Source organism: Pseudoclavibacter sp. AY1H1 (assembly GCF_002931055.1).
Lineage (GTDB): Bacteria > Actinomycetota > Actinomycetes > Actinomycetales > Microbacteriaceae > Pseudoclavibacter.
On record NZ_PSXX01000001.1, the window covers coordinates 105618 to 124174 of the forward strand.

An 18557-nucleotide genomic window follows, 5' to 3' on the forward strand; every position below is an offset into this window, starting at 1 on the left:
TATCGAACAGCACATCGCGAGTTTCATTGTGGATTCGCATAGTCACCTGGTCGACCGATTAGGCTATGAGAACACTGCGCGTTCTGCGTGCTCGCCGGGGAGCATCCCCCACCCGCTCGAGGAGGATCTGTGACTGAACAGCACAAGCAGGCTGAGGCCCACCGGAATGAGGCGGACTCAGCCACCTTCAGGATCGGCGACAGGACTGCTGAGTTCCCGGTTCTGCGCGCCACCGAGGGCGCTGACGCGGTCGACATCTCGACGTTCATGAAGCAGACCGGGTACACCACGCTCGACCAGGGCTTCGTCAACACCTCGTCGACCAAGTCGGCGATCACGTACATCGATGGTGCCAACGGCATCCTCCGCTACCGCGGGTATCCGATCGAGGAGCTCGCCTCCAAGTCGAGCTTCCTCGAGGTCGCGTACCTGCTGCTCTACGGCCAGCTGCCGACCGAGTCGGAGTACGAGAACTTCACCGACCGCATCCGCCACCACACGCTCCTCCACGAGGACCTCAAGCGCTTCTTCACGGCACTGCCGCCGCACGCGCACCCGATGTCCGTGCTGTCGAGCGCCGTCAACGCGCTCTCGACGTACTACGAGGATTCCCTCGACGTCCACAACCCCGAGATGGTCGAGCAGTCGACCATCCGCCTCCTCGCGAAGATCCCGGTCATCGCCGCCTACGCGCACAAGAAGAGCATCGGCCAGGCGTTCCTGTACCCGGACAACTCGCTCGACTTCGTCGACAACTTCCTGAAGCTCAACTTCGGCAACCTCGCGGAGCCCTACGAGGTCAACCCCGTGCTCTCGAAGGCGCTCGAGCGCCTCCTCATCCTGCACGCCGACCACGAGCAGAACGCGTCGACCTCGACGGTGCGTCTCGTCGGCTCGACCGAGGCGAACATGTACTCCTCGATCTCCGCTGGCATCAGCGCCCTCAACGGCCCGCTGCACGGTGGCGCCAACGAGGCCGTCCTCAAGATGCTCGCGCAGATCCAGGAATCCGGCGAGGGCGTCGACCGCTTCGTCGAGCGGGTCAAGAACAAGGAAGACGGCGTGCGCCTCATGGGCTTCGGGCACCGGGTGTACAAGAGCTACGACCCCCGTGCGAAGCTCGTCAAGGAGTCTGCGGACGAGGTGCTCGCCGCGCTCGGCGTCAACGACCCGCTTCTGGAGCTCGCGACGCAGCTCGAGCAGGTCGCCTTGAACGACGATTACTTCAAAGAGCGAAGCCTGTACCCGAACGTCGACTTCTACACGGGCCTCATCTACAAGGCGATGGGCTTCCCGACGCGCATGTTCACGGTGCTGTTCGCCATCGGGCGCCTCCCCGGCTGGCTCGCGCACTGGCGCGAGGCGAACGCGGATGCCAAGACCAAGATCGGGCGCCCGCAGCAGCTCTACACGGGTGAGGCCGAGCGCCACTACCCGGAGAACCGCGGCTTCCAGCTGCTCTGACGCCGGACCCGCGCCGGTGACGCGTGCCGCCGCAGCCTGGAATCCCCTGTGAGGGGTTCCGCTGCGACGGCACGCGTTCTACGCTGATCGAACAAGACACTCCCCGCTCGAGCCGCACGACAGGTGGCCAGCGGGGAGTGTTGTTCTGTCTCCGGGCTGCTGACCACAGGGTCAGTCCGAAGGCGTTGGGGTCAGGCGTGCAGGGCGTCGTTGAGCTGGATGCCAGCCCCGGTCCGCGCCAGGGCCTCGACCGCGCCATTGACCGAGTTCCGTCGGAACAGCAGGTTCGGCACACCGGAGAGCGCCGACGCCTTGACCGACTGCGGCTCGCCGATCTGGCCATCGGGGTCGCTCTGGCCGATGAGCGAGACCTTGGTTCCGGCGGTCACGTAGAGGCCGGCCTCGACGATCGAGTCGTCGCCCAGCGAGATGCCGATCCCGGAGTTCGCGCCGAGCAGGGCGCGCTCGCCGATGCGGATGCGCTCCTTGCCGCCACCGGAGAGCGTGCCCATGATGGACGCTCCGCCGCCGATGTCGCTGCCTGCTCCGAGGACCACGCCCTGCGAGACGCGCCCTTCCACCATCGAGCGGCCGAGGGTGCCAGCGTTGAAGTTCACGAAGCCCTCGTGCATGACGACCGTGCCTGGTGCCAGGTGCGCGCCGAGACGGACCCGTCCGCCGTCGGCGATGCGCACGTCCGCCGGCATCACGTAGTCGAGGAGGCGTGGGAACTTGTCGATCGCGTAGACCTGGATGCCCTCGCGCTGGAGGATCGCGCGCGACGAGGCGGCGAGGTCGGGTCGCATGGGGCCGACGTTGGTCCAGGCGTTGGTCGGCAGGTGGCCGAAGATGCCATCGAGGTTGATGCTGTTCGGCTCGACGATGAGGTGGCTCAGGAGGTGCAGGCGGAGGTAGGCGTCGACGACGCTCTCGACGGGCTCATCGAGCCGCACCGTTACGGTGACCGGGCTGACCTGCACCTGGCGACGCTCGTCGTCGTAGGAGAGCGCCGCGAAGCTGGCGGGAGAGATGTGCGGGTCGCGGCCCTCTGGCAGCGGGCCGAGCGCGGGGGTCGGGAACCAGGCATCGAGCACCTGTCCGTCGTTCGTGATCGTGGCGAGGCCGTCGCCCCAAGCTGTCCGCTGGTCGTGGGAGGTGGGTGCATCGTTGGTCATGCGCTCCAGGCTACCCAGGGAAGGGCCCGCGCGGGCACCGCGCTGTGCTCTTGCCGAGCACTTAGGCTTGAACCCATGTCTTCCTTCGCGAGTGGCGACGCCCTCGACCTGACGCGACCCTCCACCGAGCTCACGCGCCTGCTGTGTGACATTCCCTCTGTCTCCGGAGACGAGGCGACGATCGCCGACGCCATCGAGGCCGCGCTGGCGCCGTTCGCGCATCTCGAGGTGCAGCGGCTCGGCAACACCATCGTGGCGCGCACCTCGCTCGGGCGCGCTCAGCGGGTCGCGATCGCGGGGCACATCGACACCGTGCCGATCAACGAGAACCTCCCGACGCGGCTCGAGGTCCTCTCTCCCGAGCAGGCCGCGGCAGATGTGCCGGATACGCCGTCTGGGGAGTACCTCTGGGGGCGCGGCACGGTCGACATGAAGGCCGGCGTTGCCGTGCAGCTGAGGCTCGCAGCTGAGCTCGTGGAGCCCGCCGTCGACGTGACCTGGATCTGGTACGACAACGAGGAGGTCGCGTCCGAGCTGAACGGGCTGGGGCTGCTCGCGGATGCCCGGCCGGAGCTCCTGGCCGCCGACTTCGCGATCCTGGGCGAACCCACGAAGGGCGAGGTCGAGGGCGGCTGCAACGGCACCATCCGCGTCGACATCCGGACCAGGGGGAAGCGCGCCCACTCGGCACGCGCGTGGGTGGGGGAGAACGCCATCCACAAGGCGGCGCCCATCCTCGAGCGGCTCGCGGCGTTCGAGCCTGCGACGGTGCCCGTCGAGGGCCTCGAGTACCGGGAAGGGCTCAATGCCGTCCGCATCTCTGGCGGGGTCGCCGGCAACGTGATCCCCGACGAGTGCGTCGTGCACGTCAACTACCGCTTCGCCCCGGACAAGACGCTCGATGAAGCCGAGGAGAAGCTGAGAGCGTGGTTCGGTGACTTCGAGCTCGACTTCGTCGACCGCTCTCCCGCAGCCAGGCCGGGACTCGACGCCCCTCTGGCGCGCGGATTCCTCGAAGCGGTTGGCGCCGAGGCGAAGCCCAAGTACGGGTGGACGGACGTGGCCAGGTTCTCGGCGCTCGGCATCCCAGCGGTGAACTACGGCCCTGGCGACCCGCTCAAGGCGCACGCCGACGACGAACGTGTGCTCCTCTCCGAGATCACGCGAGTCGAGGAGGGGCTGCGGACATGGCTGACCTCACGCTAGCGAGGACGGGCCGCGAGGAGTTCACGATCGCCGCGGACACCAGGCCGACGTACTTCTCGTACTACTGGAGCCGCCTCCCGGCCCTGGCGCAGGTCGCCATCATCTTCTTCGGAACGCGGGTCGTGACGACCGTCTTCCTGCTGGCCTTCGCATCCCAGCAGCAGGAGACCTGGCAGTCGCCGGCGAAACCCGACCTGTGGACCTTCTCGAACCTGTGGGACTCGGCCTGGTTCGAGCGCATCGGAACCGGTGGGCCGTTCGGCTATTCGAGCGAGCTGCCCCGAAACGACGAGGGGCAGGTCACCGAGAACGCGTGGGCCTTCATGCCGCTCTACCCGGTCCTGGTCCGTGGGCTCATGGTGGCGACGACGCTGCCGTGGGAAGTGGCGTCCGTGCTCGTCGCGACGGCGTTCGGGTTCGCGGCGGCCTGGGTCTTCAACCGGACCCTCGCGCTCGTGGTCGACAAGAGCACCACGGCGTTCGCGACGCTGCTCTTCTGCATCGCTCCGACGAGCCCCCTGCTCCAGCTCGGCTATGCGGAGAGCGCGCAGAGCTTCTTCGTCGCGCTGCTGCTGTACCTGCTCATCAAGCGCCAGTGGCTGGTCATGCTTCCCGTCATCGTGCTCGCCTCGTTCACACGCCCGACTGGGCTCGCGTGGGCCATGACGCTGGGGCTCTACTTCCTCGCACGCTGGTGGATGCACGCCAAGGGTCGCGAGGCGTTCCCACGCTGTGAGGTCATCAAGGTCATGGCCGCCGGGCTGCTCTCCGCGGTCGCGGGCTTCGGCTGGCTGCTCATCGCCTGGGCCGTGACCGGAGTCCCATCCGCGTACATCGACACGGAGCTCGCCTGGCGCATCCACTACACGGGGCCCATCGAGCTGGAGCCGTTCACGGGGTGGTTCCACGGCTCGACGTTCTGGTTCGGCCAGCCGATCGGGGCGATCATCGTGGTGCTCTTCGTCATCGTCGTGGTCGGCGCCATCGCGCTGCCGATCATGCGCAGGCTCGGCATCGAGATCCGCATCTGGCTCTTCAGCTACTTCACGTACCTCTTCGCCGTCTTCTTCCCGCAGTCGAGCACGTTCCGGCTGCTCATGCCGATGTTCCCGATCCTCGGCGCCGTCGCGATCCCCAAGTCGCCGCTCTACCGGGTGAGCGTCGTCGTGCTCATGCTCGTCGGGCAGCTCCTGTGGCTCTACGTCTGCTGGTACACCGTAGAGGGCGACTGGACCCCCGCGTAGCCGGTCCGGCCCCCACACGCAGCGATCGCCGCATCCATCACCGGATGCGGCGATCGCCGTCTGTGCTGAGCGCTGGGGTCGCGTCAGCCGCGTGCCGCGTCGAGGCGCTGGCCCACGTTCTCCCAGTTCACGATGTTCCAGAAGGCCTTGATGTAGTCGGCCCGAACGTTCTGGTAGTCGAGGTAGTAGGCGTGCTCCCACACATCGAGCTGCAGCAGCGGGGTGACCCCGAACGGGATGTTGCCCTGCTGGTCGAAGAGCTGGAACGTGGTGAGGTTGCCACCCGTCTGGTCGTAGCCGAGCACGGCCCAGCCGGAGCCCTGCACGCCGAGCGCCACGGCGGTGAACTGCGCCTGGAACTTCTCGAGACCGCCGAACTGCTCGTCGATCGCATCCTTGATGCCACCAGCGGGCTCCCCGCCTTCCGGCGAGAGGTTGGTCCAGAAGACGCTGTGGTTGACGTGTCCGCCCAGGTTGAAGGCGAGGTCCTTCTCGAGCTTGTTGATGTTCGCGAGGTTGCCGCTGTCGCGCGCCTCGGCGATCTGCTCGAGTGCCGTGTTGGCGCCCTTCACGTAGGTCGCGTGGTGCTTGTCGTGATGCAGCTCCATGATGCGTGCCGAGATGTGGGGCTCGAGTGCCGCGTAGTCGTAGGGGAGGTCGGGAAGCGTGTATTCAGCCACGTGAGGTCCTTTCGATCATCTGGCCAGGACAGAAGGCGCCATCGACGCCAACGAAATTCGACGCTACACCTCGGTTCTGGCCGTTCCCCTCGCCGTTTCCTCGCAAGTCGGACCGAATTTGATCCACGACTTTGCGCATTCCGGAGGGCCGAATGCACACTCGGTCCGCGAATTTGGGATACTAGGGAGACACTGCACAAATCTTGGAGGCGCAATTATGGCCGCGATGAAACCGCGTACTGGTGACGGACCTATGGAAGCCATCCGCGAAACACGGCTGATCATCGTTCGTGTACCCCTAGAGGGTGGCGGGCGCCTCGTGGTGTCCGTCAACGACGACGAGGCCCGCGAGCTTCGCGACGCGCTGAGCGCAGTCGTCGGCGAATAGCCGATTCGCACGGAGAGAAGGGCGTCGACCACCATGGTCGGCGCCCTTCTTCTTCGTTCCGCGTGTCTGAATCCAGCGCCTTGGCGTGCAGCGTGCCGCGCTCAGCGCAGCTTCGTGAGCTGGAGGATGCCACCGTCGAGCGGCAGCAGAGCCAGGCGCAGATCCTCCTGGAGATCGAACTCGGAGTAGAGGGCGCGCAGGCCGCTCGTCAGCGCGTCGCGTCGGGCCGGTGAAGCGACCTTCCCGCCGTTGAGCGCACCGAGGGCGACGATCGTGCCGCCGGGGCGGATGAGGCGCAGCCCATGCTGCAGATGCGCGCCGATGTGCGCGATGTCGCCTCCGATGACGACCAGGTCGTAGCCGCCCTCGGTCATCCGAGGCAGCACGTCCTGTGGGTGACCCGTGATGAAGCGGAGGCTCGCGCCCCGCGCCCCCGCCGAGATCAGCAGACGCCGCGCGTGCCCGAGGTACTCGGGCTCGGCGTCGATGCAGGTGATCGTCGAGCTCGGCGCCCCGCGCCAGACCGCGTGCGTGAGCACCCCCGCCCCGGTCCCGATCTCGATGATCGTGGCGGCTCCCGTCGCGGCCGCGAGGAACGTCAGGTGAGCCGCGGTTGCGGCAGAGGGGAGCGGCAGTCCCAGCTCGAGCGTCAGCTGACGAGCATCCCGGACGAGGGCATCGTCCACGATTCGCTCGTTGATGTAGCGCGAGCTGAGCTCCAGTTCAGACATTCTTCAAGACTAGCGGCGGGCGAGGTCCCGGAGTCCGATTCCCGCATCCGGGTTCTGGGCTCCCGGGGTGAGGTGTCGGCGCATCGCAGACCCTATGATGGGACGGTGTTTGGGCTGACGTTTGAGAAGTTGCTGTTGATCGGCATTATCGCGGCCTTCATCATCGGTCCCGACAAGCTCCCGAAAGCTGCCGAGCGTCTCGCTGATGCGGTCAAGTGGCTTCGTGGCGCGTCCACGAACGCGAAGTCGCGCATGAAAGAGGAGATGGGCGACGATTTCGCCGATGTCGACTGGCGCAAGCTCGATCCTCGCCAGTACGACCCTCGCCGCATCATCCGCGACGCGCTTCTCGCCGAGGATGAGCCCGCAGCGCCCCAGCCTGCCCCCGTGAATGGCGCTTCTGCGTCTGCCGCTGCGAGCGCCGCGACTCTCGCAGCCGGAGCAGCCGCGGCCGCCGCCGCGCCCGGGAGCGCCTCGCGACCGAGCTGGGCTTCGAGCGCACAGCCGTCCGCATCGATCGTCGGTCCCGTGCCGTTCGACGCCGAAGCCACCTGATCTGAGTCCCATCCGAGACGCCGAGGCACCGGCCACTCGACCAGGAGACGGACGAGCTCGGGAGCCTAGACGAGCGAGACCGGAAGCCTTCGACCGCTGAGTCCGCGAGGCTGAGCGAGCAGGGCGTCCGCCGCGCGCTGGAGCGCCTCGCCTGCAGGTTCCGTCGGCTCGGCCCGCAGCAGGGGAGTGCCGGCGTCGCCAGACTCGCGGAGCGTCTGGCTCACCGGCACCTCGGCGAGCAAGGCGACCGCATCGCCCTCCGCGCTGAGGCGCTCTGCGACGGCCAGCCCTCCGCCTTCGCCGAAGAGCGCGACCCGGCCCCCGTCCGGCGAAGCGAACGGCGACATCGTCTCGATGACGCCGACGACCCGCTGCCCGGTCTTCCTAGCCAGAGCCCCGGAGCGCCAGGCGACGTCGGCGGCAGCCGCCTGCGGAGTCGTGACGACGACGACCTCGGCGCTCGGGAGGAGCTGGCCGAGCGATATCGCGATGTCGCCGGTGCCAGGGGGCAGGTCGAGCAGCAGCACGTCGAGGTCCCCGAAGTAGACGTCGGTGAGGAACTGCTCGATCGTTCGATGCAGCATCGGGCCGCGCCACGCGACGACCTGAGCATCGTCGCCGAGGAACATGCCGATCGAGATGAGCTTCACGCCGTGCGACTCAGGGGGCACGATCATGTCCCCGATCCGCGTCGGTGCCACGTCGTGCCCCAGCCCGAAGAGGCCGGGGATGGAGTAGCCGTGGACGTCGGCGTCGATGAGGCCGACGCTGAGGCCGCGCCGTGCGAAGGCGGCGGCGAGGTTCGCGGTGACCGTGGACTTGCCGACGCCGCCCTTGCCGCTCGTGACGGCGATGACGCGCGTCAGCGAGTCGCGACCGAAGGGATGCACGCGGCCAGCGCGGGAGCCCCGCAGCCGTTCCGTGAGGGCCGTCCGCTGCTCGCGCGTCATGACGCCGATCTCGAGATCGTATCCGGTGTCGTCGACGACCGACTCGATCGCGGAGCGCACCTCCCGCTCGATCTGACGCGCCGCCGGGCACCCGACGATCGTGAGCCGCAGCTCGACCTCGAAGGACCCGTCTGGGCGCTCGTCGACGCGCTCGATCATCCCGAGCTCGGTGACCGGTCGGCGAAGCTCGGGGTCGTTGACGCCAGCGAGCGCGCTCCAGATGCCGTCGGCCGTCGTCACGTCGCTCACACCGACTCTTCTGCCGACTTGGCTGCGCGCTTCCTGTCTCGGATCGCCTCGGCGCGGCGCCTCGCCGAGTCGCTCACCCGCTGCTGCTCGCGCGAGATGGTCTCGGAGCCCTCTTCGTCTGGGTCGTCGAGGTCCTCGATGTCCTCCAGCAGGGCACGCAGCTCGGCACGGATGAAGTCCTTCGACGCCAGGTCCTTCGTGAGCACTCGGAGGGCCACGATCTCGCGCGCCAGGTACTCGAGGTCGGCGGAGTTGCGCTCCGCCCGCTGCCGGTCCTGGGCGATCTGCACCCGGTCGCGGTCGTCCTGCCGGTTCTGCGCGAGCAGCAGCATGGGGGCAGCGTAGGAGGCCTGCAGCGACAGCATCAGGGTCAAGGCGATGAAGCCGAGGTCAGCGGAGTCGAAGCGCAGCTCGATGGGGGCCATCGAGTTCCACACCACCCAGAACACGACGAAGAGCGAGAGGCCCACGAGGAAGGCCGGCGTGCCCATGGCACGCGCGAACGCCTCCATTCCCCGGCCGAATGCGTCGCTCCGGTCGTGGTCGCGGTTCTCCGAGTCATCCCCGCGCGAATCGCGCGGGTCGCGGGAGTCTCGCCGCGGCTTCGGCCGAGGGCGTCGGAGATGCAGGCCCTTCACCTTGGGGCGCTCGAGATCGTCTTCACGACGTGCCATGAGTCCTCCGGGCGGCTGGAGAGTTGGCTGGGGCGGTGACGACGCGCTTGGTGCCCACGCGCTGGGAGACGCGACTGGGGACGACCTCGCCCTCGGCGTCGACCTGACGCCAGTCCTCCGGCAGGAGGTGGTCGAGGACGTCGTCGATGGTCACGACGCCGACGAGGCGGTGCGCGTCGTCGATGACGGGAAGTGCGACGAGGTCGTAGCTCGCGAGGACACGCGCCACCTCGGCGTCACGCATCGTCGTGGGCGCAGGTTCCATCTCGCGGTCCAGGATCGTATCGAGTCGTTCGTGCGGGGGATATCTGAGGAGCCGCTGGAAGTGGACGAGGCCCAGGTAGCGCCCCGTTGGCGGCTCGTAGGGGGAGAGGGTCACGAAGACGCTCGTCGCGAGCGCCGCGGGGAGGTCCTTGCGGCGGATGAGCACCAGCGCCTCGGCGACCGTCGCGTCGCCGGGCAGGATGACCGGGTCCGTCGTCATCAGGCCGCCGGCGGTGTCGGGGGCGAACTCGAGGAGCATGCGAACCTCTTCGGCCTCCTCCGGGTCCATGCGCTGCAGGAGCGCCTCGCTCTTGACCGCGTCGAGCTTCGCGACGAGGTCGGCGGCGTCGTCTGGCTGCATGCGGTCGAGCACGTCGGCCGCGTGCTCCTCGTCGAGCCACTCGATGATCGTGACCTGGTCGGACTCGCGCATCTCCTCGAGCACGTCCGCCAGCCGCTCGTCCGGCAGCATGCTGACGACCTCCTTGAGGCGTGCATCCGGCAGGTCGAGGAGCGCGGTGGCGAAGTCGCTCGGCTTCATGTCCGAGTGCGCGGTCAGGAACTGCGTCGCCGCCTGCTGCTCGCCGATCGTGAGCTCAGGAGTGACCTCTCCCCATGGCGCGAAACGGGTCGGCCCCGTCCCGAACAGCTGCTTGCTCTTGCGGGGCAGGCGCACGAAGAGCTGGCCGACGCTCCAGTTCCCCTGCGCGTCCTCCTCGATCTGCACGTCCTCGATGGTCCCGGATGCCGTGCCGTCGTTGAACGTGACGGCGCGGTCGGCGAGGTCCGCGAGGACACGCACCTCCTGCCCGTGCTGCACGAAGGGCCGAGAGTCGATCTCGCCGCTCACGACGATCTGACCGGACCCGATCGACTCCACCTGGCGGATGGGGATGAAGATCAGGCGTTTGCTCTTCGTCTCGACGACGAGCCCGTTGACGCGCGGAGAATGTGCCGCGCGGTACTCGACGATGACATCGCGGACCTTGCCGATCCGGTCGCCGTCTTCGTCGAAGACGGGGCACGCGGAAAGACGCGCTGTAAAGACCTTGGAGACGCTCACGGGCCAATGGTAGTCGCCGCGGGCGGCTCGCCAGCCAACAGCGAACATGTGACCGGTCCGCCGCCATTCCAAGGCACGTGCTGAGAGAATGGGGGCATGACAACCCCAGGCACGACGACACGTGGCGCCCGCAGCCGGTTCCCCAAGGTTCCCGAGGGAGACGTGATCGCCAGCCTCGACAGCTACGAGGCTGCTCGCGCCGTCGTGGACGGCCTCGCGAAGCAGGACTTCCCGGTCTCGACCGTCTCCATCCTGGGCAGCCACCTGCGCACCGTCGAGCGCGTCACGGGCCGCATGTCGTTCGGCAAGGCCGCGCTCGGCGCCGTCGGCACGGGTGTGATGCTCGGCCTCTTCGTCGGGCTCCTCGTGCTCATCATCACTCCCGGGGTCGGCTTCGAGACGCTCATCGCGATCCTCCCGGTCGCGATCGGCTTCTCCGTGATCTGGAGCGTCATCGGCTACGCGCTCAACCCGCAGCGCCGGCAGTTCACGTCGGTCATGCAGGTCGTCGCGACCCACTTCGACGTCGTCGTTCCCCGTGAGCACGCGGCGAAGGCGCGTGGCCTCGTCGGAACGCCGCAGGGGGCAGTCGGCGTCACGCCAGCCCAGCAGGCGCAAGGCGAGCCCGCCGTCGCTGCACGTCCCGCGCCGCTCGCCCCTGAGGCGCCTCAGCAGGCTCCCGCCGCCGCGCACACCCCCGGTGCCGAGCCGGCACCGGCCGGTCAGGCGGTGCCGACTCCCGAGGCGCATGAGCCGGCGGCACCCCGTCGCACCTACTCGGAGGCGCAGGCGGAGATGCGACGCCTCGAGCGCGAGCGGCGAGCCAAGCAGGCCGCGGAGGACCGCTCCGGGCCGAGCGCGCAGTCCTGACCCGGGCGGCTCGGACCTGAGCTAGTCGGAGTTGCGACTCGCGAACCAGGCCTCGACCTCGTCGACGGTGCGCGGGATGCCGCGCGAGAGGTTCTCCGCTCCGTCGGCGGTCACGAGGATGTCGTCCTCGATACGCACGCCGATGCCCCTGAGCTGCTCTGGCACGGTCAGGTCGTCTGGCTGCAGGTAGAGTCCCGGCTCGATCGTGAAGACCATGCCGGCCTCGAGCACGCCGTCCAGGTAGAGCTCACGCCGCGCCTTCGCGCAGTCGTGCACGTCGATGCCGAGGTGGTGGCTCGTGCCGTGCACCATGTAGCGGCGGTAGAGCTGCTCGGCGGGGTCGCTGCTCTCGACGCCCAGCGGCATCCCCAGTTCCTGCGTGCGCGCGGCGATGACCTCCATTGCGGTGTCGTGGATGGTGCGGAAGGTGATGCCGGGGCGGACGATCGCCAGCGCCGCGTCAGCGGCATCGAGCACGATCTCGTAGACCAGGCGCTGCTCTTCGGAGAAGCGACCAGCGACGGGGATCGTGCGGGTGATGTCCGCGGTGAAGAGCGAGTCGACCTCGACACCTGCATCCACCAGGATCAGCTCGCCCGCGTTCACGGCTCCTGAGTTCTTCGTCCAGTGCAGGATGCACGCGTGGCTGCCCGAGGCGGCGATCGTGTCGTAGCCCACGTCGTTGCCCTCGAGGCGGGCTCTCGCCTGGAAGACGCCTTCGACGATGCGCTCGCCACGTGGGTGCTGAGCTGCCCTCGCCAGGGAGCCGACGATGTCGTCGAACCCGGCCGCGGTCGCGGCGACGGCCTCGCGCATCTGAGCGACCTCGTAGGAGTCCTTCACGAGCCGCAGCTCGCTGAGGTCCTGAGCGAGGAGCGCGTCCTCTGCGAGCAGGGCGTCGAACTCGGCGTCAGGCAGCGACATGGTGCGCCGAGCCTCGTCGACGCGCCCCGTCAGGTCCGGGTCCGCCTCTCGAAGCACCAGGGTGCGGGCGTCCGTCACGAGGCCGAGCTCGGAGAACTCGCTGAGATCGCGGGCAGCGACGTCGAGGTCGGCTGCGGTCTGCGCGAGCGACGGGCGCGGCCCGATCCAGAACTCGCCGATCTCGGAGTTCGCGTAGAACTCATCGCTGTCGCGGCCGGCACGCTCCCGGAAGTACACCGTGGCCTCGTGGCCGTCGTCGACCGGATCGAGGACCAGGACGGCCCCGGGCTCCGCGTCGGAACCCCATCCGGTCAGCTGCGAGAAGGCCGAGTGAGCGCGGAAGCGGTAGTCGGTGTCATTGGAGCGCTGCTTGAGGCGTCCGGCAGGCACGACGAGGCGCTCCCCGCGGTGCCGGGCCGAGATCGCCTCGCGGTGGCCGGCGGCAGTCGGGACGGAGACCCGAGCCTCGGGGAGGGGCTCGTCTCGGTCTGCCCAGCCGCGCATGATCTGCGCGCGGAAGGCGTCGCTCTTCGGAGTCGTGCTGCGGTTCTCGTTCTCGTTCGCCGGCGCTTCGGCGGGCTCGACGCCTTCTGCGGTCTCGGCAGCCTCATCGGTCGCTGGAGCGACGGCGGGGGAGGCTGTGGCGGACAGTGTGCTGGCGCGGTCGGAAGTAGTCACCCCCACATTCTCGCGCGGAAAACTGGGTGGCGCGGTCAGCAGGACCGAACCACGAGAGCGGACAGGCTCAGCCCGAGGAGGAGGGGGTCAGCTGCGCGAAGACGGGACGGTGGTCGCTGCCCGCCGTGTCACGGGAGAGCAGGACCTCGAAGCCCGTGACGCTCCACTCGCTCGTCGCCATGACGCGGTCGATGTTCGCGCCCAGCAGCGGCGGCACACCTGCCGTCCACGTGCCGACGGACCCATTGCCGGTCGCGAGCGCTGCGTCAGCGCAGGCACCGAGCTGGCTCGAATCGTCGACCCCGAGGCCGGAGAGGTGATCGAGGGTCGAGTTGAAGTCGCCCGCCATGATCGTGTTGCTCGAGCACTGCTGGGCGAGCCACTCGAGGTCGGCGTTCCACGCGTTCATGTTGCCGGGAGTCGGGGAGACCGGATGCGCCGCGATGATCGTCGGCCCGTCGCCATCCACGGGCACCGCGATGACGGTCGGCAGCGTGCTCGTGTCGCCCCGATCGGTCACGACCTCGTAGTCGCCGAGCTCAGGGGAGATGAGCAGCGTCGTGGAGGTCGCCTTGTAGTCCTCGTCGACCGTGTGCGTGTGCACCCACATCGGGGAACCCGCCTCGGACATCTGGGCCGCGATCTCCACGCCGAGCTCCTCCGTCGTCTCGGGCAGCACCACGACATCGGCGCCGACCTCGACGGCCAGCTCGGCGATCGAAGGAGATCCGGGCGCATCGCCGCGGGTGTTCCAGCTGAGGATGTTGATGCTCTCCGGCGAATCGCTCCCCGCGACGGGGGAGCCGAGACCCCGGTCGACGAGCACCGCCGCCGTCGACGCGACGAAGATCGCGATGACGAGGGTCGTCATCCCGAGCACCGCACGTGCCTTGCGGGAAGCCAGGACCGGGATGAGGAGCAGCAGCATGATCGCCGTCGCGCCGATCGCCACGGGAAGCCTGAAGGAGATCGCCTGGGCCACGAGCGGCGACCGCTGCAGGTCCAGGAGCTGGGGCCAGCCGAGCACGACCGCCGCCGCGAGCGCGATGAGCCCGAGGACGAGCCCCGCCGCCCGGTAACCGGCGATCGAGGATCTTCTGCGTGGTGGTGAGGTACTCGGCATGACCGCCCCAGCGTAGTCTGCGTCGACAGGGGAGGCTGGGAGGCGCATGGCGATTGCCCATCCGAGCCCTGTGCTTTGATCGGAGCATGACCACCTTCGACAAGCCAGGCATCGACCTCCACACCCACTCGGTGGTCTCCGACGGGACCGAGGCGCCAGGGGAGGTCATCCGGCAGGCGGCGAGAGCCGGCCTCGAGGCAGTCGCGCTCACCGACCACGACACGACGGCAGGCTGGGCACAGGCCCGGGTCGCCGCGCTCGACGTGGGCATCACCTTCATCCCGGGCATCGAGTTCTCCTCGCAGCTCAACCACGCCAGCGTGCACGTGCTCGGGTACCTCATCGATCCCGCAGACGAGGTCATGCTCGCCGAGATGCAGCAGGTGCGCGAGTCGCGTGTCTCGCGAGCCGAGCGCATGGTGCAGATGATCGGCGGTGACCACGACCTCAGCTGGGACGACGTCCTCGCCGTCACGGAGCCTGGGGCGACGGTGGGACGGCCGCACATCGCCGACGCGCTCGTCGCGAAGGGCCTCGTCGAGAGCCGAGTCGCCGCCTTCGAGACGATCCTCCACTGGCGCGGCGGCTACTACGTGGCGCACTACGCCCCGAGCCCCTTCGACGCGGTCAAGCTCATTCGCCGAGCGGGCGGCGTCCCCGTCCTCGCGCACCCGGGATCGAGGGGGAGGCGCGGCATGGACACGGAGACCCTCGAGGGCCTGATCGAGGCGGGCCTCGGCGGCCTCGAGGTCGGGCACCGCGAGAACGACGCAGCCAGCAGAGCGATCCTCCTCGAGGTCGCCGCGCGTCACGATCTGATCATCACCGGATCCAGCGACTACCACGGGACCGGAAAGCCCAACCAGCTCGGAGAGAACACGACCGAGCTCGGGCAGCTGCGGCGCATCATCGAACAGGCCACGGGGAGTGAACCCGTGCGCGGCGCGGGGCTGCGGCTGTAGAGGCCGCCACCCGCTGACCGGCTCCGTCGACCCTTCGCGCGAGACGCCAGACGGCAAACGGCGCCGAGCGGATGCTCGGCGCCGTTGCGCGGTTCGTGCCTCGAACGCTACTCGCTGGCCTGGGACTCCTGGCGCGGGGCGCCGGACTCGCTGCCGGACCCGCCACGACGGCGGCGACGGCGCCGAGCCGGACGCTCTGCCCCGGCCTCGCCAGCAGGCTGCTCGCCGGCGGCGGATGACTCGGTGCTCGGAGCGGCTTGGGCCGGAGCCGCAGCTGCGTCGTCGCTGCGGCGACGCGAGCGCGAGCGCGCCGGACGATCGACGGAGCCTCGTGAGCTGGAGCCACGGTCGCCGCGTTCTCCGCTGCGTTCTCCGCCGCGTTCTCCGGTGTGACGGCTGCCGGGCGACTGCACCTCGCGCTTCGGCGCAGCGATGCGTCCCTTCGTGCCCTCGGGGATGCGCATGTCGGCGTAGAAGTGCGGCGAGGACGAGTACGTCTCGACGGGCTCTTCTGCACCGAGCTCGAGTGCCTTCGAGATGAGCGCCCACTTGTGCAGGTCGTCCCAGTCGATGAAGGTCACGGCGATGCCCGTGTTGCCGGCGCGCCCCGTGCGGCCGACTCGGTGGAGGTAGGCCTTCTCGTCTTCCGGGATGGTGTGGTTGATGACGTGCGAGACATCGTCGACATCGATGCCGCGGGCCGCGACGTCGGTCGCGATGAGCACGTCCTTCTTGCCGGCTTTGAACGCGGCCATGGCACGCTCGCGCTGCTCCTGGTTGAGGTCGCCGTGCACGGCTGCCGCCTTGAACCCACGGTCGGTGAGCTCCTCCATGAGCTTCGCAGCTGCGCGCTTGGTGCGCGTGAAGATGACGGTCTTGCCGCGACCCTCGGCCTGCAGGATGCGGGCGATCATCTCGTCCTTGTCGAGCGGGTGAGCGCGGTAGATGACGTGCTCGATGTTCGCCTGCGTGATGCCCTCATCCGGGTCAGTCGCGCGGATGTGGATCGGCTTCGTCATGAAGCGACGGGCCAGCGCGACGATCGGGCCGGGCATCGTCGCCGAGAAGAGCATGGTGTGGCGGGTCGCCGGCGTCTGCGCGAAGAGGCGCTCGATGTCGGAGAGGAAGCCGAGGTCGAGCATCTTGTCGGCCTCGTCGAGCACCATCTCACGCACGTTGGAGAGGTTGAGCATGCGCTGCTGCGCGAGGTCGAGGAGGCGGCCAGGCGTGCCGACGACGATCTGAGCGCCGGCCTTGAGCTGCTCGATCTGGCCCTCGTAGGCCTTGCCGCCGTAGATCGGGACGACGGTGGTGCTGCGCCCGGTGACGGCGATCTGCAGGTCTTCGTAGACCTGGACGGCGAGTTCGCGCGTTGGCACGACGACAAGCGCCTGGACGCCGTGAGCCGGGTCGAGGCCGAGTCGCTGGATGAGCGGGAGGCCGAAGCCGAAGGTCTTGCCAGTGCCCGTCTTGGCCTGGCCGATGATGTCCTGCCCGCTGAGCGCGAGAGGAATCGTCTGCTCCTGAATGGGGAACGGCTCGGTGATGCCGTGTCCCTCGAGCGCCGAGACGATGTCGGCATCGATGGAAAGGTCGGAGAACTTCACGAGTGAAACGCCCTGTCTGCAATTGTGGGATGCGCCCGGGAAGTCGAAGGGCGCCGAACGGCCGCGGTCGCGGCATCGCCACAGTCTAGCGAATACCTTGAATTCGGTCCTCAGCACGCCCGCGCATCCGTTCTTCGCCCGGAAACGGTCTGCACGGACCTGCGACGAAGGGAACTTCTCTGGCACATAGGATGAGCGTGTGAAGCCAGTATTCGGAAGGCGCGGCGGAGACCGATCCCAGGACGACGCAGCCCCAGCATCCGCGCCGAGGCCAGCGACGTCGCTCGGCGACCTGCTGGTTCCCGCCGACGTGCTCGTGGCGCGCGCAGCCTACCTCGAGCTGCTCCTCTTCCAAGAGCTTTCTGCCATCGTGAATGAAGCCCCCGCCCTTGCCAACAAGCAGCACATCGGCGCTGCGGCGAACGCGGCGCTCGAACGCCACAGGGCCCTGCTGGGCGGGGCGGAAGCCGCCGCGGCTCCCGACGCGATCGCGCGCATCGGCGATGCGGCCACGCACTTCGCCGGCTATCCAGAGCGTGTCCTCGGCCACGACTGGGCGCAGCGGCTCCTCAGCTGCCATCTCTCGTCCGGCTTCTTCCGCGACTTCTTCGGAGAGGTCGCCGAGTACGGCGGCGAGAGCTACCGGGCGGCGCTTGCGCCGGTGTTCCTCACCGACGAGGAGCGCGACCAGCTGGTTCCCGTCATCGATGCAGCGATCCACTTCGAGGACGGTCTCGGCGACCGCCTGGCGATGTGGGGACGGCGCATCGTCGGAGACACGGTGCTCGCGATCCGGCTCGCGCTCGACGTTCCCCTCGGCTCGAGCGGAGACGCCTTGATCCCCGACGGGGAAGCGCAGCTCGAGAAGCTGGCCTCGGTGCTCTACGCCGGCCACTCGCGCCGCATGAACACGCTCGGGCTCGCGGCCTAGGAGCCCGCGATCCAGGAAGCGCGCGGCGGTATCGCCGCGCCCGCAGCCCACGACGAAGGCCCCCGTCCTCGACCGCTCCGATGAGCGTTCCGAGTGGCGGGGGCCTTCGGGGTGTTCGAGTCGAGTGCGCTCGCGTGGCTAGGCGCTCTGCGCGCGGCCGAGGTGGCTCAGCCGGTGCAGGAGATCGTCGTCGTCATGCTGGCGACGGCTGCTGAGCGACCACCCGACGGACACCGTGGCGATCGCCGCGACCGCGAGGGTGATGACCCAGATCCAGCCGCCGTCGTAGGCGAGCCACGGGGCGGAGGCCTGGAGCCACGTCAGCGCCTGCCAGACGACGAGGGCGACGATGCCGCCGAGCGCCGGGAGCAGCACCGGGCCGCGCGTCGATCGGTGCGGTGCCGCGAACTGCACGGCGATGCCGAGGAGGATCCCCGCGAGGCCCGCGAACATGAGTTCCATGGCCGAGGCTAGGCGATGAAGCCGACGCGACGGGCCTGGTCGCCCGAGAGCTCCACGTAGAGGATGCTCTGGGTGGAGACGAGGTACGAGCGTGACTTCGAGTCGTGCAGCTTCACGATCGCTGCGTCCTTCGCGACTGCCTCTTCGATGATGCGCTCGAAGTCATCCTTGGTGAGGTCGGTCTCGAACGAGAGCTCTCGTGGGGCGTGCTTGATGCCGATGCGAACTTCCACTTGGCGCCTTTCGAATGCGAACGGGTGTCTGGCAAGGCTACCGGCAGCCTGCCTGGCGCGCGCACATTGACGGCGCCTTTCGCCGTGGGCGCAACAGCGCGCCCATCGCGCCGTGACATCCCGT

General features: G+C 68.6%; 19 protein-coding genes. 8 read left to right on the forward strand and 11 right to left on the reverse strand.

Annotation, left to right across the window (positions count from 1 at the left end; all coding sequences use genetic code 11):
- Nucleotides 1-129: 129 nt before the first annotated feature.
- Nucleotides 130-1464, forward strand: coding sequence for a citrate synthase (locus C5E05_RS00490; RefSeq protein ID WP_104241601.1), 1335 nt, complete (start codon nucleotides 130-132; stop codon nucleotides 1462-1464).
- Between the two features lie 191 nt (nucleotides 1465-1655).
- Here the strand turns inward: C5E05_RS00490 and dapD are convergent, their stop codons facing one another.
- The gene (gene dapD / locus C5E05_RS00495; RefSeq protein WP_104241600.1) at nucleotides 1656-2639 is read right to left on the reverse strand and encodes a 2,3,4,5-tetrahydropyridine-2,6-dicarboxylate N-succinyltransferase; all 984 of its coding nucleotides are present in this window, start codon (nucleotides 2637-2639) and stop codon (nucleotides 1656-1658) included.
- 75 nt (nucleotides 2640-2714) lie between these two features.
- Here dapD and dapE point away from each other — a divergent pair, with 75 nt between their 5' ends.
- Together dapE and C5E05_RS00505 are read left to right on the forward strand one after the other, a co-directional pair.
- Nucleotides 2715-3845, forward strand: a complete 1131-nt coding sequence (gene dapE, locus C5E05_RS00500; RefSeq protein ID WP_104241599.1) for a succinyl-diaminopimelate desuccinylase — start codon at nucleotides 2715-2717, stop codon at nucleotides 3843-3845.
- On the forward strand, nucleotides 3827-5089 hold the full coding sequence (locus C5E05_RS00505; RefSeq protein WP_104340818.1) for a hypothetical protein: 1263 nt from the start codon (nucleotides 3827-3829) through the stop codon (nucleotides 5087-5089). Before dapE ends, C5E05_RS00505 begins: the two co-directional genes overlap by 19 nt.
- Nucleotides 5090-5172: 83 nt before the next feature.
- On the opposite strand, the gene C5E05_RS00510 is transcribed toward C5E05_RS00505, so the two are convergent.
- Nucleotides 5173-5769, reverse strand: coding sequence for a superoxide dismutase (locus C5E05_RS00510; RefSeq protein WP_104298556.1), 597 nt, complete (start codon nucleotides 5767-5769; stop codon nucleotides 5173-5175).
- Between the two features lie 217 nt (nucleotides 5770-5986).
- Here C5E05_RS00510 and C5E05_RS00515 point away from each other — a divergent pair, with 217 nt between their 5' ends.
- Nucleotides 5987-6157 carry a DUF3117 domain-containing protein gene (locus tag C5E05_RS00515; protein WP_082775374.1) on the forward strand — a complete coding sequence of 57 codons (171 nt, stop codon included), beginning with the start codon at nucleotides 5987-5989 and terminating at the stop codon, nucleotides 6155-6157.
- 101 nt (nucleotides 6158-6258) lie between these two features.
- Here C5E05_RS00515 and C5E05_RS00520 read toward each other — a convergent pair whose 3' ends face one another.
- Nucleotides 6259-6888 carry an O-methyltransferase gene (locus C5E05_RS00520; RefSeq protein ID WP_104298557.1) on the reverse strand — a complete coding sequence of 210 codons (630 nt, stop codon included), beginning with the start codon at nucleotides 6886-6888 and terminating at the stop codon, nucleotides 6259-6261.
- A 135-nt stretch (nucleotides 6889-7023) separates the two neighbouring features.
- On the opposite strand from C5E05_RS00520, the gene C5E05_RS00525 reads away from it, so the two are divergent.
- Nucleotides 7024-7443, forward strand: a complete 420-nt coding sequence (locus C5E05_RS00525) for a Sec-independent protein translocase TatB (RefSeq protein ID WP_374953186.1) — start codon at nucleotides 7024-7026, stop codon at nucleotides 7441-7443.
- 65 nt (nucleotides 7444-7508) lie between these two features.
- On the opposite strand, the gene C5E05_RS00530 is transcribed toward C5E05_RS00525, so the two are convergent.
- From C5E05_RS00530 to C5E05_RS00540, 3 genes are read right to left on the reverse strand one after another with little or no spacing between them, the layout of a single operon-like run.
- Complete coding sequence (locus C5E05_RS00530; protein ID WP_104341185.1) at nucleotides 7509-8633, reverse strand: Mrp/NBP35 family ATP-binding protein; 1125 nt, start codon at nucleotides 8631-8633, stop codon at nucleotides 7509-7511.
- A 5-nt stretch (nucleotides 8634-8638) separates the two neighbouring features.
- On the reverse strand, nucleotides 8639-9316 hold the full coding sequence (locus C5E05_RS00535; RefSeq protein ID WP_104241594.1) for a DUF1003 domain-containing protein: 678 nt from the start codon (nucleotides 9314-9316) through the stop codon (nucleotides 8639-8641).
- Nucleotides 9303-10643 carry a magnesium transporter MgtE N-terminal domain-containing protein gene (locus C5E05_RS00540; protein ID WP_104242117.1) on the reverse strand — a complete coding sequence of 447 codons (1341 nt, stop codon included), beginning with the start codon at nucleotides 10641-10643 and terminating at the stop codon, nucleotides 9303-9305. Before C5E05_RS00540 ends, C5E05_RS00535 begins: the two co-directional genes overlap by 14 nt.
- A gap of 96 nt (nucleotides 10644-10739) precedes the next feature.
- On the opposite strand from C5E05_RS00540, the gene C5E05_RS00545 reads away from it, so the two are divergent.
- Nucleotides 10740-11513, forward strand: coding sequence for a general stress protein (locus tag C5E05_RS00545; protein ID WP_146080978.1), 774 nt, complete (start codon nucleotides 10740-10742; stop codon nucleotides 11511-11513).
- A 21-nt stretch (nucleotides 11514-11534) separates the two neighbouring features.
- On the opposite strand, the gene C5E05_RS00550 is transcribed toward C5E05_RS00545, so the two are convergent.
- Both C5E05_RS00550 and C5E05_RS00555 read right to left on the reverse strand, forming a co-directional pair.
- A complete protein-coding gene (locus tag C5E05_RS00550; RefSeq protein ID WP_374953438.1) occupies nucleotides 11535-13115 on the reverse strand; it encodes an aminopeptidase P family protein in 1581 nt (526 codons plus the stop codon).
- A 67-nt stretch (nucleotides 13116-13182) separates the two neighbouring features.
- Entirely contained in the window at nucleotides 13183-14238 is a 1056-nt protein-coding gene (locus tag C5E05_RS00555) for an endonuclease/exonuclease/phosphatase family protein (protein WP_104341187.1), read from the reverse strand.
- Nucleotides 14239-14324: 86 nt separating this feature from the next.
- Between C5E05_RS00555 and C5E05_RS00560 the strand changes: the two genes are divergently transcribed.
- Nucleotides 14325-15200: a PHP domain-containing protein gene (locus tag C5E05_RS00560; RefSeq protein ID WP_104340820.1), complete on the forward strand. Its 876-nt coding sequence runs from the start codon at nucleotides 14325-14327 to the stop codon at nucleotides 15198-15200.
- Nucleotides 15201-15307: 107 nt separating this feature from the next.
- On the opposite strand, the gene C5E05_RS00565 is transcribed toward C5E05_RS00560, so the two are convergent.
- On the reverse strand, nucleotides 15308-16807 hold the full coding sequence (locus C5E05_RS00565; protein WP_104340821.1) for a DEAD/DEAH box helicase: 1500 nt from the start codon (nucleotides 16805-16807) through the stop codon (nucleotides 15308-15310).
- Nucleotides 16808-17006: 199 nt separating this feature from the next.
- On the opposite strand from C5E05_RS00565, the gene C5E05_RS00570 reads away from it, so the two are divergent.
- On the forward strand, nucleotides 17007-17738 hold the full coding sequence (locus tag C5E05_RS00570) for a ferritin-like fold-containing protein (RefSeq protein ID WP_104241590.1): 732 nt from the start codon (nucleotides 17007-17009) through the stop codon (nucleotides 17736-17738).
- Between the two features lie 138 nt (nucleotides 17739-17876).
- On the opposite strand, the gene C5E05_RS00575 is transcribed toward C5E05_RS00570, so the two are convergent.
- Nucleotides 17877-18200, reverse strand: coding sequence for a hypothetical protein (locus C5E05_RS00575; RefSeq protein ID WP_146080979.1), 324 nt, complete (start codon nucleotides 18198-18200; stop codon nucleotides 17877-17879).
- Between the two features lie 8 nt (nucleotides 18201-18208).
- Entirely contained in the window at nucleotides 18209-18433 is a 225-nt protein-coding gene (locus tag C5E05_RS00580; protein ID WP_104241588.1) for a DUF3107 domain-containing protein, read from the reverse strand.
- Between the last annotated feature and the right edge of the window lie 124 nt (nucleotides 18434-18557).

Bases quoted from the DNA above. Each gene is read 5' to 3' on its own strand.
- dapD (WP_104241600.1), bottom strand. From the start codon at position 2,639: ATGACCAACGATGCACCCACCTCCCACGACCAGCGGACAGCTTGGGGC.
- dapE (WP_104241599.1), top strand. From the start codon at position 2,715: ATGTCTTCCTTCGCGAGTGGCGACGCCCTCGACCTGACGCGACCCTCC.
- C5E05_RS00505 (WP_104340818.1), top strand. From the start codon at position 3,827: ATGGCTGACCTCACGCTAGCGAGGACGGGCCGCGAGGAGTTCACGATC.
- C5E05_RS00515 (WP_082775374.1), top strand. From the start codon at position 5,987: ATGGCCGCGATGAAACCGCGTACTGGTGACGGACCTATGGAAGCCATC.
- C5E05_RS00520 (WP_104298557.1), bottom strand. From the start codon at position 6,888: ATGTCTGAACTGGAGCTCAGCTCGCGCTACATCAACGAGCGAATCGTG.
- C5E05_RS00535 (WP_104241594.1), bottom strand. From the start codon at position 9,316: ATGGCACGTCGTGAAGACGATCTCGAGCGCCCCAAGGTGAAGGGCCTG.
- C5E05_RS00545 (WP_146080978.1), top strand. From the start codon at position 10,740: ATGACAACCCCAGGCACGACGACACGTGGCGCCCGCAGCCGGTTCCCC.
- C5E05_RS00555 (WP_104341187.1), bottom strand. From the start codon at position 14,238: ATGCCGAGTACCTCACCACCACGCAGAAGATCCTCGATCGCCGGTTAC.
- C5E05_RS00560 (WP_104340820.1), top strand. From the start codon at position 14,325: ATGACCACCTTCGACAAGCCAGGCATCGACCTCCACACCCACTCGGTG.
- C5E05_RS00575 (WP_146080979.1), bottom strand. From the start codon at position 18,200: ATGGAACTCATGTTCGCGGGCCTCGCGGGGATCCTCCTCGGCATCGCC.